This window comes from Streptomyces sp. NPDC001502 (genome assembly GCF_042894785.1).
GTDB lineage: Bacteria > Actinomycetota > Actinomycetes > Streptomycetales > Streptomycetaceae > Streptomyces > Streptomyces kutzneri.
The window spans coordinates 63,593-76,127 of the sequence record NZ_JBIAVW010000004.1; the positions used below are offsets into that span (position 1 = coordinate 63,593).

Sequence of the window (12,535 nt, forward strand, 5' to 3'; positions counted from 1 at the left end):
GCGGGGGCCCGCCGGGCGCTTCAGGGGGGTTTGACGGGCGCTATCAGGAACGCCTGATTCCCGCCAGTCAGTTGCCTGCGGGCGGCGGCCAGTATGGTGGACGGGCCGCCGAGCTGCCCGCGCACGGTATGACGGGCGGCGGAGCCAACCGGGAGAACCTGCCTTGAGTCGTGAAACCGACAGTTCGTCCTCCGGGCCCAAGGGGCACGGTGGAGCCGCTTACCCCTCGGGTACACCGCCGTACGGAACCGGCCAGTACCCGTCCACGGACGCTGCGGCGACCGCTCCGGAGGAGAACGCTGTGACCTCGAAGCCGTCCACGCCCGATTCCGACGGGCCCAAGACCGAGACCACCCTGACGACCCGGATCCGGATCAACATCCCCGGTTCGCGGCCGATCCCGCCGGTGGTCGTGCGCAAGGCGATGGGCACCAACTCCGGCTCGGCCGGTACCGCCGAGCGGAGCGGGCCGGAGCAGGCGCCCGAGCAGGCCGCCCCGCCGCTCGCGCAGCGGCGCGGGCCGCAGCCGACCCGCATCGAGGCCGCCCCGGAGCCGGATGGCGCCCCGACGCCGGCGCCCGCCCCGGCCGCCGAACCCGAGGAGGCGGCCAGCAACTGGTTCGCCCCGCGCAAGCCGGCCCCCCAGGCCCCGGCCCCCGCCGCGGACCGGATGCCGCCGGCCGCGGCCGCCCCGCCGCTCGCGCAGCGGCCGCTGCCCACCCGGACGCCGTCCCCGACGCCGACTCCGACGCCCACGCCGCCGCCGGCCGGGCCCGGCGCGGGCTACCCCCCGCCGCAGCGCACCCAGGCCCCGCAGGTGCCCGGACCGGACGCCGCCTTCGCGCCGCCGCGCACCCCGCCGCCGCCCGTTTCGGACTACAGCCAGGGCTACGCCCAGGCCTCCCCGCCCGCGCCCACGGCCCCGATGCCCGGCGGCCCGGGTGTCGGGACGACCCAGGGCTTCCCCGCCTACGGGGGCGACCAGGGCGACGGCGGCCCGGTCACCGAGGCGTTCCCGGCCTACGGCGGCGGCCCCGCCGGACCCACCGGCGGCCCCGGCTTCGGCACCGGCCCCGCCGGCGGCCCGGCCGGCGCGGCCGCCTTCGACGAGGCTCCGCAGTGGCCCGGCCCCGACCTGGACGGCCCGCTGCCGACCCCGGTACCGGTCCCCACGCCGGCCGCCCCCCGCCCCGCGGCCGCGCAGCCCAAGGCCACCGGCAAGCCCGCCAAGAAGGGCCGCTCCAAGCTGGTCCTGCTCGGCGGCGGTCTCATCGCCCTCCTCGGCGTGGCCTACGGCGCCGGGCTGCTCCTGAACCACTCCGACGTCCCCAAGGGCACCACCGTCCTCGGCGTCGACATCAGCGGCAGCCGCGACGAGGCCGTCTCCAAGCTCCAGACGGCCTTCGGCACCCGCGCCGCCGCCCCGATCCAGCTGAGCGTCGGCGGCAAGCCGGTCGAGCTGAAGCCCGAGAAGGCCGGCCTGACCCTGGACGCCCAGACCACCGTCCGCAACGCGGCCGGCAGCGACTACAACCCGATCACGGTCATCGGCTCGCTCCTCGGCAACCAGCGGGTCGCCGACCCCGTGATGCCGACCGACGAGGAGAAGCTCCAGGTCGCGCTGCAGGAGCTCGCGGGCACCTCCGGTACGGCCACCGAGGGCACGATCAAGTTCGACACCGGCAAGGCCGTCGCCGTCCCCGGCACCCCCGGCACCACCCTCGACGTCGACGCCTCCGTCCAGCTGGTCGCCAAGACCTTCAAGGACCAGGTCGCCACCGGCAAGGCGGCCGTGGCCGAACTGCCGACCACCACCAAGGCGCCGGCCATCGGCCAGGCCGAACTGGACCGGGCCATGAAGGAGTTCGCCGAGCCCGCCATGTCCGCGAACGCCACGGTCAAGGTGGGCACCAAGTCCATCGCCTTCGGCGCCCGGTCCCTGCCCAAGATCCTGAGCATGCAGCCCGTCGACGGCCGCCTGATCGAGAAGTTCGACCTGGAGGCGCTCAAGGCGACCTACGGGAACACCTTCGACGGGATCCTGATCACCCGCGGCACCGGCGAGAAGACGGCCGTCACCCCGCAGGACATCGCCGGCGCCCTCGGCAAGGCGCTCCGCGGCAAGACCACCGCCGAGCGCACCGCGGTCGTCGACACCAACCCGAACTAGGACGGCCCGGCCCGTCCTGCCCTTCGGGACCGGCCGACCGGTGCCCCCGCCCGCACCCCGGGCGGGGGCACCGTCATGTCCGCCGCATGACATCTGTCATCCGGCACACACGACGCCCGACACTGCCGCGCGGGACCCCGTACGGGCGAATCTCTATCCATGACGACGACCACCGCGACACGCACCGCGAAGCCCGCCACCGACAGCGTGGTCAGCTTCGAGAACGTGACCAAGAGCTACGGCACGGTCCGGGCGGTCGACGGCCTCTCCCTCACGCTCCACCCGGGCGAGACCGTCGCGCTCCTCGGCCCCAACGGCGCCGGCAAGTCCTCCACCCTCGACCTCCTCCTCGGCCTGCGCCCCGCCGACTCCGGCTCCGTCCGGATCTTCGGCACCACCCCGCGCGAGGCCGTCGCCGCCGGCCGGGTCGGCGCGATGCTGCAGAGCGGCGGCCTGATGGAGGAGGTGACCGTACGGGAGATCGTCGCCCTCGGCTGCGCCCTGCACCCGAGGCCGCACCCGGTCGGCCAGGTGCTCTCCCGGGCCGGCATCGACAAGATCGCCGACCGCCGGGTCGACAAGCTCTCCGGCGGCCAGGAGCAGCGCGTGCGCTTCGCGCTCGCCACGGCCGGCGACAACGACCTGATCGTGCTCGACGAGCCGACCACCGGCATGGACGTCACCGCCCGCCAGTCCTTCTGGGCCACCATGCGGGAACAGGCCGACCAGGGCCGCACGGTCCTCTTCGCCACCCACTACCTGGAAGAGGCCGACGCGATCGCCGACCGCGTCCTGGTGCTCGGCAAGGGCCGGCTGCTCGCCGACGGCACCGCCGCCGAGATCAAGGCCAAGGCCGGAGCCCGGAAGATCTCCTTCGACCTGAGCGACCCCGCCGACGGCGCGATCGGGCGACTGCGCGCGCTGCCCTTCCTGACTGCCTTCGAGCACCACGGCGACACCGTCCGCATCCAGTCCCGCGACGCCGACGCCACCGTCCACGCCGTGTACGCGCTCGGGCTGTACCCCCGCAATCTGGAGGTCGCGGGCCTCGGCCTGGAACAGGCCTTCATCGCCCTCACCGAGGCCGAGGAGGCCACCCCGTGAACGCCCTCGTCAAACTGGAGATCGTCCGCGCCCTGCGGAACAAGAAGTACCTCTTCTTCACGATCATGTACCCGGCCGCGCTGTTCCTGATGCTCGGCGGAACCCTCGACGGCACCACCAAGGTCATGGGCACCGAACTGACCATGCCCGCCTTCTACATGGTCGCCATGGCCTCCTTCGGCGCCCTGACCGCCGTCCTGATGGGCAACAGCGAACGCATCGCCAAGGAACGGGAGAAGGGCTGGGTCCGCCAGCTCCGCCTCACCGCCCTCCCCGGCCGCGGCTACGTCCTCGCGAAGACGGCGGGCGCCGGAGTGCTCTCGCTCCCCGCCATCCTGGTCGTCTTCGCGGTGGCGGCCGCAGTGAAGGGCGTACGGTTCGACGCCTGGCAGTGGCTCGCCCTCACCGGCTCGATCTGGGCCGGCAGCCTGGTCTTCGCGGCCCTCGGCGTCGCCCTCGGCTACCTGGCGAGCGGGGACAACGTCCGCCCCATCACGATGCTCGTCTACTTCGCCCTGTCGATCCTCGGCGGCCTGTGGATGCCCACCGCGAACTTCCCGCAGTGGCTCCAGAACATCTGCGAGTGGCTCCCCACCCACGCCTACGCGGGCCTGGGCCAGGCCATCGAGCTCGGCGGCGCGCCCCGGGCCGGGGACGTCGCGCTCCTCGCGGTGTACTTCGTACTGTTCACCGGTGCGGCCGCCTGGCTGTACCGCAAGGACTCACTGAAGGCATGAACCCGTGGCGCTGACGAAGGAACGCGAGGACCGGGACCACCTCGAAATCGCCGAACAGCCGGAGAACCGTCACCAGAAGACGGTGCGGATGCTCTGGATCAGCATCTGGCTCTTCTACCTGAGCGCCCCCGTCGCCGACCTGGCCGGCGGCGGGCACAGCCCCGGAGCCAGGGTGCTCGGCGGCCTGGGCCTCGCGGTCTTCGTCGCCTGGTACCTGGTGCTGGTCTTCCGCACCGCCCGCCCGATGCCGGTCCGCACGGTGCTGTTCTCGCTGGCGGTGCTCTCCGCCGAGGCCATGGTCCTGTCGCTGGCGCTGGGCCGGGAATGGCTCGTGCTCTTCGTCTACGTGGCCATCTCCTCCGGCGCCGCGCTGCCGGCCCGGTACGCCCGCTGGACCGTGCTGGGCACCACCGCCCTGCTGGCGGTCATGGCGAACGCGGTCCCGGACGGCACCGCCTACCTGGCGGGCCTGCTGATCCCGGCCCTCATGGGCGGCTTCGCGATGGTCGGGGTCCGGGCGATGATCCGCACCACGATGGAGCTGCGCGAGGCCCGGGCCACGGTGGCCCAGCTCGCGGCCAACGAGGAACGGCTGCGGATGGCCCGGGACCTGCACGACCTGCTGGGGCACTCGCTGTCGCTGATCACGCTGAAGAGCGAGCTGGCGGGCCGGATGCTGCCCGGGCAGCCGGAGGCGGCCGCCCAGCAGGTCGCCGACATCGAGCAGGTCAGCCGGCAGGCGCTGGTCGACGTACGCGAAGCGGTGAGCGGCTACCGGCGGCCCACCCTCCCCGGCGAACTCGCGGGCGCGCGTACGGCCCTGGCCGCGGCGGGCGTACTGGCCGAGCTCCCGGCGCCCCCGGCCGACGACCTCCCCGAGGCGGCGGAATCGGCCCTGGCCTGGTCCCTGCGCGAAGCCGTGACGAACGTGGTGCGGCACAGCGGCGCGAAGCGCTGCCGGGTCACGCTGGAGACCAGCCAGACCCTCGACGGGCCGGTACTGGAACTGACCGTCACGGACGACGGCGCGAGCGTCGGCCAGAGCAGCCCCGGCAACGGTCTGACCGGCCTGACGGAACGTCTGGAGGCCCTCGGCGGCACCCTGTCGGCGGGCCCCGCCGGCCGGACCGGCTTCGCCCTCACCGCCCGAGTCCCCCTAGGATCGAGATCATGACCTCACGTCCCATCCGCATCCTCCTGGCGGAGGACCAGTCGATGGTCCGCGAGGCCCTCGCCGCGCTGCTCGGCCTGGAACCCGACATCGAGGTACGGGTCCAGGTGGCCCGCGGCGACGAGGTGCTGGCGGCGGCCCGCGCGCACGACGTGAACGTGGCCCTGCTGGACATCGAGATGCCGGGCATGACGGGCATCGAGGCGGCGGCCGCCCTGCACGCCGAACTCCCCGCCCTGCGGATCGTCATCCTGACCACCTTCGGCCGCCCCGGCTATCTCCGCGGCGCGATGGAGGCGGGCGCCTCCGCCTTCCTGGTCAAGGACGCCCCGGCCGCGCAGCTGGCGGCCGCCGTACGCAAAGTCCTCCAGGGGGAGCGCGTCATCGACCCCACCCTGGCCGCGGCCGCCCTCGCGGAGGGCGCGAACCCGCTGACGGACCGCGAACGGGAGGTCCTGCGGGAGGCGGAGAGCGGCGCGACCAACGCGGAACTCGCGGCGCGGCTCCACCTGTCCCAGGGCACGGTCCGCAATTACCTCTCGACGGCGATCCAGAAACTGGCGGCCCGCAACCGCGCCGAAGCCGTCCGCACGGCCCGCGAAAAAGGCTGGCTCTAGCCACTCCAGCCCGGCCGGGCCATCCCCGCCTCGCCGGCCGCCCCCGCCTCATCGGGGCCATTCCCGCCTCGCCGGCCGCCCCCGCCTCGTCGGGGCCACTTCCAGCCTCGGCGGCCGCCCCCAGCCTCGGGGCCGCATTCCAGCTTCGCCGGGCCCCCAACCAGCCTCGGCCCGGCCGAATTCAGCCTCGCCGGCGTTTGAGGCGCGGGGTCTGGGGCGGAGCCCCAGGAAACCCGGCTCCGCCGGGCACCGGGCTCCGCCCGGACCCTCCCCCGGCTACCGCTGGGAGGTGCCCCCGGCTCAAACGCCGGCGGGGCTCGGATGTGGCCCAGGCGGGCCTGAAAGTGTCAGCGAGGCCGGATTGGCCCCGGCGAGGCCGGGTTGGGCCGGCGGGGCCGGAGTGGGCCCGGCGGTCGAGGGGCGGGGTGCGGGGCGGAGCCCCGGTCAGTTCAGGAGGGCGCGGGCCGAGACGGCTTCCGCGTGGATGCGGGCCGCCGCGTCGGCGTCCACCGCGGAGACCACCCCGGCGTACGCGTCGAGCTCGGCCGCCCCCTCCTGGAAGGAGCCCCGCTCCACCAGCAGCCGCGCCCGCTCGTACCGCAGCGCCGCCGGATGCGACGGCAGCAGCAGCGACAGTTCCACCGCCCACAGGGCCACCCCCGACTGCTCCGGGCGGGCCGCGGCCCAGGCCCGGATGTTCGCCAGGATCCGCTGCACGATGTCCAGCGTCCGGGCCGGCTCGCGCGGCCCCGACGCCAGCTCCGCCGGCCCGGTGCCCAGGGAGGCGCCGCCCGCGAACGGGTCCACCACCACGCCCTCCTCCGGGTCGCCGAAGCCCACCACGAAGTGTCCCGGCAGTCCCAGCCCGTACACCGGCGCCCCGGCCCGCCGGGCGACCTCCAGCCACACCACCGACAGCAGGATCGGCAGCCCGCGCCTGCGCCTCAGTACCTCGTGCAGCAGCGAGGACGACAGCCGGTCGTAGTCCGCCGGCGTGCCGTGGAACCCGAGGCGCCCGCCCAGTAGTTCCGTCACCGCGGACGCCCACGCCCGCCCGCCGCGCAGCCCGTACGGCAGCATCCCGGCCAGCCGGTCCAGCTCGATCTGCGCCCGGTCCATGGCGCGTTCGTCCAGCTCCGGGTCGCCCTCGGTGGCCAGCAGCAGGCACAGCAGCGCCAGGTCGGGCCGCTCCGCCCGGGCCTCGGCCGCGAACTGCTCCCGCCAGGCCGCCGCGCTCACGAAACCGCCCGGTAGTGGTGGTACGTGTGGTGCGTGGCGAAGCCCAGCCCGTCGTACAGCGCCAGTGCCCCCGGATTGTCCGTCTCGACCTGCAGCCACGCCGCCGACGCGCCCTCCTCCAGCGCCCGCCGGGCCAGCGCCGCCATCACCGCCGTCGCCAGGCCCTCCCGCCGGTGCGCGGGATCCACGGTCACCGCCGCGAAGCCGGCCCACCGCCCGTCCACCACGCAGCGCCCGATGGCCCGGCCCCCCGGCAGCGCCGCGAACCACACCGACGGCCCTTCCACCAGCATCCGCCGGGCCAGGTCCGGGTCGCCGACCTTCCCGTAGCGCCCGAGCCACTCCTCGTCCGGGACCCGGGTCAGGCGTACGGCCCCGGCCGCGGGCGCGTCCACGTCGCCCACCGGCGCCAGCGCCCCGATCCGTACCTCCGCCGACACCTCGTTCACCCAGCCGCGCCGCTCCAGCTCCGCGCCGAGCATCTCCTGGGTGCCGGCGGCCCCCGTCGCGACCTGCACATAGGTCGGAAGCGACCGCTCCGCGTACCAGGAGGTCACTCGCGCGAGTGCTTCGTCCAGCGGTATCCCCGGATCGCCGAGCGGAAGCACGGAATTGGCCCGCCGGGTGAATCCGGCGGCCGCCCGCAGCGTCCAGTCGCCCAGCCGCTCGCTCTCCAGCGGCTGCCAGGCCCGCGCGGCGACCCGCGAGAGCTCCTCGAAGGAGGCCGCGGGACCCCGGCGCCGGGCCGGTGCCGGAGGCACGATCTTGCCCGCCACCAGCGAGGATTCCGAGATGCGGACGGATTGCCCGTCCTTCTTTGTGATCAGCAGCACACCCTGGTCCCAGGATGTGAGAACCCCGACCGTGTCCGTGAACTCGGGTGATCCGCTCACTACGGCCTCCACCCGTCGTACAGAGACTCGTTTACCCACGTCAGCCGGGGTAATACGGACCTCCAGCAGTCCACCGGCAGTGATTTCCACAGCTCTGTCCGCCCCTCCTGTTCGGATCGTGCCCGGGAACGGAGATACTAGGTGCGGGCATCGACGACGCCGCGCTCCCGCGCGATATGGAAAGCCCTACCGAGGAGGAACGAGAGCGTGACCTACGTCATCGCGGAGCCTTGTGTCGACGTCAAGGACAAGGCATGCATCGAAGAGTGCCCCGTCGACTGCATCTACGAGGGCCAGCGGTCCTTGTACATCCACCCGGACGAGTGCGTCGACTGTGGTGCGTGTGAGCCGGTCTGCCCGGTCGAGGCCATCTTCTACGAGGACGACACTCCGGAGGAGTGGAAGGACTACTACAAGGCGAACGTCGAGTTCTTCGACGAGCTCGGTTCGCCCGGTGGTGCCTCGAAGCTGGGCCTGATCGAGCGCGACCACCCCTTCGTCGCGGCGCTGCCCGCCGGTATCAACGGCGAGCACTGACCTTTCAGGCAGACGCGCCCCTCGGTCCCGTACGGCCTTCCCGCCGCACGGGACCGACGTGTTTCCGGCACCCGTACACACCAGCACTCAGAGAGAGCAGAGACCACCGTGGCCGCAGTATCCGACCGTCTTCCCGCCTTCCCCTGGGACAAGCTGGAGCCGTACAAGGCCACGGCGGCGGCCCACGCGGACGGCATCGTCGACCTGTCGGTCGGCACGCCCGTGGACCCGGTCCCGCAGCTGATCCGGCGCGCCCTGATCGAGGCCGCCGACTCCCCGGGCTACCCGACCGTGTGGGGCACCGTCGCCCTGCGCGACGCGATCACGGGCTGGGTGCGCGGCCGCCTCGGCGCGAGCGCCGCCGGACACCGCAACGTCCTGCCGGTCGTCGGCTCCAAGGAGCTGGTGGCCTGGCTGCCGACCCAGCTGGGCCTGGGCGCCGGGGACAAGGTCGCCTACCCCCGGCTCGCCTACCCCACGTACGAGGTCGGCGCGCGGCTGTGCGGCGCCGAGGCCGTCGTCTACGACGACCCCACCGAGCTCGACCCGGCCGGTGTGAAGCTGCTGTGGCTCAACTCCCCGTCCAACCCGACCGGCAAGGTCCTCGCCAAGGAGGACCTCGTCCGGATCGTGGCCTGGGCGCGCGAGCACGGGATCCTGCTCTTCAGCGACGAGTGCTACCTGGAGCTGGGCTGGGAGGCCGAGCCCGTCTCCGTCCTCCACGACGACGTCTGCGGCGGCTCGTACGAGGGCATCGTGGCCGTCCACTCCCTCTCCAAGCGCTCCAACCTGGCCGGCTACCGGGCGGCCTTCGTCGCCGGTGACGCGGACGTGCTCGGCGAGCTGCTGGAGATCCGCAAGCACGGCGGCATGATGACCCCCGCCCCGGTGCAGGCGGCCACCGTCGCGGCCCTCGGCGACGACGCCCACGTCGAGGAGCAGCGCGAGCGCTACGCGGCCCGCCGCGCGGCGCTGCGTACGGCCCTGGAGGCGCACGGCTTCCGGGTCGAGCACAGCGAGGCGAGCCTGTACCTGTGGGTGACCCGCGACGAGCCCTGCTGGGACACCGTCGCCCACCTCGCGGGCCTGGGCATCCTGGTCGCGCCGGGCGACTTCTACGGCGAGGCGGGCGCGCGGTTCGTGCGCGTCGCCTTCACCGCCACCGACGAGCGGGTCGAGGCGGCGGTCAAGCGCCTCGGCTGACCGCCGGGTTCCACGACGAAAACGCCCGAGGGGGCCGGGAGTTCGCACTCCCGGCCCCCTCGGCGGTTCCTGCGGCGTCAGCCGCCCAGCGGCAGGCCACCAGGCAGGCCTCCCGGCAGGACACCGGACGTCGGCAGCGAGGACACCGGCAGCTCCTGCGTCGTGGGGAGCCCGCCGAGCAGGCCCTGCGCGGTGCCGGCCACGTCGGAGGCGGGAGCCGGCAGGGTCTTGGTGGCGCTGCCGGCGGTGTCGACGGCGCCCGTGGCCGCGTCCGCCGTCGCGGCGGTGTCGGGGGCGCCGAGCTGGCCCAGCGGCGGCACGGACTCCAGGCCGGCGGCGCTGGCCGCTCCGGCCGCACCGACCACGGGCGCTGCCCCGGCTGCGATCAGCAGCGCGGCACGGGCGATCCGACGGGTCAGGGGGAGAGACATGTTGCTCCTAAGCGGTAGCGGCTGAGTACGCCGTGCTAACCGCTCCCGGGGCGGGTGGAGTTGCGGTGCCGGTGGGTAAAGGATCGGTAACGCATCGTTTAATCGGCTTCCGCGAAAAGCGCATCGGATGCTTGCCGACCAGGGCTTCCGTCCATTTCGGGGATCCATGGCCCGCTACACGGATCCCCCCGCAGGAGTGATCACTCGCACGTGAGCCCGGGCGCCCCCGCCGTGTGCCCCGCCGCGGAGCGGATCAGCGGGCCATGAAGATCCGTACCACGCCCGGGCCCGCGTAGTGGAGGTCCTTGGCGCCGTCCTTGGTCCCCGCGCCGCCCTTGTCCTGCCACCGTCCCCGGTCCTTGCCCGCGATCCAGCCGTGCCGGTCGTAGGACACCCGGGAGATGCCCATCGCCTTCGCATTGGCCACCGCCCAGTGGGCCATGGCCCGGCTGCGGCGGACCGCGGCCTCGTCGCCGGCCTTCTTCTCCGTCAGGGTGACCTCGGCCTCCGGGGCCGTCCGGCCCCCGCCGGCGTTCCGGCCGGCCTGGCCGCCCTGCGGGGACATGGTGTGCATCCCGTCCTTGCCGAAGATCCGGACCAGGTCGGCCCGTACCTTCTCCGGGTCGCCCGGCCCGGTGGGCGCGGGCCCGCCGCAGTTCAGGGTGCCGCCGCCGGCGAAGGCCGCCGTCAGCACGGTCGCGTCGGGCTCGTGCTTCGCGTACGCCTGCGGGAACCCGCTGCGCTGCACCTTCTGCGCGGCCACCGTCAGCGGCAGCCGTGAGTACCCCGGCACGTCGACGAGGTGGTCGTAGAAGATCCCGGCCGAGTAGACCGGGTCCCTGATCTCCTCCGGAGTGCCCCAGCCCATCGACGGCCGCTGCTGGAAGAGGCCCAGCGAGTCCCGGTCGCCGTGATCGAGGTTGCGCAGCGCGGACTCCTGCATGGCGGTCGCCAGCGCGATGGTCACCGCGCGGTCGGGAAGACCCTTGGCGACGCCGACGGCGGCTATCGTCGCCGCGTTCGCCGCCTGCTCGGGCGACATTTCGTACGTTTCAGAGGTTTCGTCCTCCCCGACCGGATCCGCGCTGGCCACGCAGAACGGGGCACCGCCGCCACCGTTCGAATCGTGCTGCACGGCGAAGTACCCGATCACCGCGAGGAGAACGAGCAGGCCGACGACCGCCCGGAGCAGCCGGCGGCGACGAGGACGGGGATCACGGGTCTCGGGCACGCGGCCCACCGTACTTGAGGCATATGACGCGTCCACCGGCCGGACGTACGAGGCTTCGTCGCATCCCGGGGCGTTAGGGTCAGTTCCATGTCCGAATCCGAGCTGGACCTCACCCTGGACGCCGCCGAGCTGACCGCCCGGCTCGTCGACATTCCGTCCGTGAGCGGCGACGAAAAGGTCCTCGCCGACCTCGTGGAACACGCGTTGCGCGGCCTGGCGCACCTCACCGTGGACCGCTTCGGCAACAACGTCGTCGCCCGCACGGCCCTGGGCCGCGCCGAGCGCGTCGTACTGGCCGGCCACCTCGACACCGTGCCGATCGCCGACAACGTCCCCTCCCGCCTCGACGAGAACGACGTGCTGTGGGGCTGCGGCACCACCGACATGAAGTCCGGTGTCGCCGTGCAGCTGCGCATCGCCGCGACCGTGCCCGAACCGAACCGGGACCTCACCTTCGTCTTCTACGACCAGGAGGAGGTCGCCGCCGACCTCAACGGCCTCGGCAAGGTCGCAGGCGCCCACCCCGACTGGCTGACCGGCGACTTCGCGGTCCTGCTGGAACCCTCGGACGCCGAGGTCGAGGGCGGCTGCCAGGGCACCCTGCGCGTCCTGCTCCGCACCGCCGGCGAGCGCGCCCACTCCGCCCGCAGCTGGATGGGCTCCAACGCCATCCACTCGGCGAGCCCGATCCTCGCCCGCCTCGCGGCCTACGAGCCCCGCAAGCCGGTCATCGACGGCCTGGAGTACCACGAGGGGCTCAACGCGGTCCGCATCGAGGGCGGCGTCGCCAACAACGTCATCCCCGACGCGTGCACGGTGACCGTCAACTTCCGCTACGCCCCGGACCGCACCGAGGCCGAGGCGCTGGCCCACGTACGGGAGGTGTTCGCGGACTGCGACATCGCCGAGTTCGTGGTCGACGACTCCTCGCCCGGCGCCCTCCCCGGCCTCTCCCACCCGGCCGCCAAGGCCTTCATGGAGGCGGTCGGCGGCCGCGCCATGCCCAAGTTCGGCTGGACGGACGTCTCCCGCTTCAGCGCCCTCGGAGTCCCGGCGGTCAACTACGGCCCGGGCGACGCCCTGCTGGCGCACAAGGTCGACGAACGCGTCGAGACGAAGGCGATCCTGCACTGCGAGGAACGACTCCGCGCCTGGCTGACCTCCTGAATTCCGCTTCTCGTCACCTTTGTGCGCCTACCCTG

The 12,535-nt window shown here is 73.5% G+C and carries 12 protein-coding genes; 8 read left to right on the plus strand and 4 right to left on the minus strand.

Going from position 1 to position 12,535, the window contains the following annotated elements; genetic code table 11:
* Nucleotides 1-301: 301 nt before the first annotated feature.
* The 5 genes from ACFY0D_RS07515 (at nt 302) to ACFY0D_RS07535 (ending at nt 5,799) form a co-directional block, all read left to right on the plus strand.
* On the plus strand, nt 302-2,170 hold the full coding sequence (locus ACFY0D_RS07515; RefSeq protein ID WP_390797471.1) for a hypothetical protein: 1,869 nt from the start codon (nt 302-304) through the stop codon (nt 2,168-2,170).
* Between the two features lie 159 nt (nt 2,171-2,329).
* A complete protein-coding gene (locus ACFY0D_RS07520) occupies nt 2,330-3,274 on the plus strand; it encodes an ABC transporter ATP-binding protein (RefSeq protein WP_390797472.1) in 945 nt (314 codons plus the stop codon).
* Complete coding sequence (locus ACFY0D_RS07525; protein WP_382595658.1) at nt 3,271-4,011, plus strand: ABC transporter permease; 741 nt, start codon at nt 3,271-3,273, stop codon at nt 4,009-4,011. The genes ACFY0D_RS07520 and ACFY0D_RS07525 overlap by 4 nt, the downstream gene beginning before the upstream one ends.
* An 88-nt stretch (nt 4,012-4,099) precedes the next feature.
* Entirely contained in the window at nt 4,100-5,185 is a 1,086-nt protein-coding gene (locus tag ACFY0D_RS07530; RefSeq protein ID WP_390797754.1) for a sensor histidine kinase, read from the plus strand.
* Nucleotides 5,182-5,799 (plus strand): DNA-binding response regulator, encoded by a 618-nt coding sequence (locus tag ACFY0D_RS07535; RefSeq protein ID WP_390797473.1) that lies wholly within the window; start codon nt 5,182-5,184, stop codon nt 5,797-5,799. Before ACFY0D_RS07530 ends, ACFY0D_RS07535 begins: the two co-directional genes overlap by 4 nt.
* A gap of 444 nt (nt 5,800-6,243) precedes the next feature.
* Here the strand turns inward: ACFY0D_RS07535 and ACFY0D_RS07540 are convergent, their stop codons facing one another.
* Together ACFY0D_RS07540 and ACFY0D_RS07545 are read right to left on the minus strand one after the other, a co-directional pair.
* Complete coding sequence (locus ACFY0D_RS07540) at nt 6,244-7,038, minus strand: tetratricopeptide repeat protein (protein ID WP_390170339.1); 795 nt, start codon at nt 7,036-7,038, stop codon at nt 6,244-6,246.
* The gene (locus tag ACFY0D_RS07545) at nt 7,035-8,021 is read right to left on the minus strand and encodes a GNAT family N-acetyltransferase (protein ID WP_390797474.1); all 987 of its coding nucleotides are present in this window, start codon (nt 8,019-8,021) and stop codon (nt 7,035-7,037) included. Before ACFY0D_RS07545 ends, ACFY0D_RS07540 begins: the two co-directional genes overlap by 4 nt.
* A 117-nt stretch (nt 8,022-8,138) precedes the next feature.
* Here ACFY0D_RS07545 and fdxA point away from each other — a divergent pair, with 117 nt between their 5' ends.
* Together fdxA and dapC are read left to right on the plus strand one after the other, a co-directional pair.
* Nucleotides 8,139-8,468, plus strand: coding sequence for a ferredoxin (gene fdxA, locus ACFY0D_RS07550; protein WP_030011906.1), 330 nt, complete (start codon nt 8,139-8,141; stop codon nt 8,466-8,468).
* Nucleotides 8,469-8,576: 108 nt separating this feature from the next.
* Nucleotides 8,577-9,671: a succinyldiaminopimelate transaminase gene (dapC, locus tag ACFY0D_RS07555; RefSeq protein WP_390797475.1), complete on the plus strand. Its 1,095-nt coding sequence runs from the start codon at nt 8,577-8,579 to the stop codon at nt 9,669-9,671.
* Between the two features lie 77 nt (nt 9,672-9,748).
* Here dapC and ACFY0D_RS07560 read toward each other — a convergent pair whose 3' ends face one another.
* Both ACFY0D_RS07560 and ACFY0D_RS07565 read right to left on the minus strand, forming a co-directional pair.
* Nucleotides 9,749-10,102 carry an ATP-binding protein gene (locus tag ACFY0D_RS07560; RefSeq protein ID WP_390797476.1) on the minus strand — a complete coding sequence of 118 codons (354 nt, stop codon included), beginning with the start codon at nt 10,100-10,102 and terminating at the stop codon, nt 9,749-9,751.
* 253 nt (nt 10,103-10,355) lie between these two features.
* Nucleotides 10,356-11,333 (minus strand): hypothetical protein, encoded by a 978-nt coding sequence (locus tag ACFY0D_RS07565; RefSeq protein WP_390797477.1) that lies wholly within the window; start codon nt 11,331-11,333, stop codon nt 10,356-10,358.
* Between the two features lie 87 nt (nt 11,334-11,420).
* On the opposite strand from ACFY0D_RS07565, the gene dapE reads away from it, so the two are divergent.
* The gene (gene dapE / locus ACFY0D_RS07570; protein ID WP_390797478.1) at nt 11,421-12,500 is read left to right on the plus strand and encodes a succinyl-diaminopimelate desuccinylase; all 1,080 of its coding nucleotides are present in this window, start codon (nt 11,421-11,423) and stop codon (nt 12,498-12,500) included.
* Nucleotides 12,501-12,535 lie beyond the last annotated feature (35 nt).

Bases quoted from the DNA above. Each gene is read 5' to 3' on its own strand.
- ACFY0D_RS07530 (WP_390797754.1), top strand. From the start codon at position 4,100: ATGCTCTGGATCAGCATCTGGCTCTTCTACCTGAGCGCCCCCGTCGCC.
- ACFY0D_RS07535 (WP_390797473.1), top strand. From the start codon at position 5,182: ATGACCTCACGTCCCATCCGCATCCTCCTGGCGGAGGACCAGTCGATG.
- ACFY0D_RS07560 (WP_390797476.1), bottom strand. From the start codon at position 10,102: ATGTCTCTCCCCCTGACCCGTCGGATCGCCCGTGCCGCGCTGCTGATC.
- dapE (WP_390797478.1), top strand. From the start codon at position 11,421: ATGTCCGAATCCGAGCTGGACCTCACCCTGGACGCCGCCGAGCTGACC.
- ACFY0D_RS07520 (WP_390797472.1), top strand. From the start codon at position 2,330: ATGACGACGACCACCGCGACACGCACCGCGAAGCCCGCCACCGACAGC.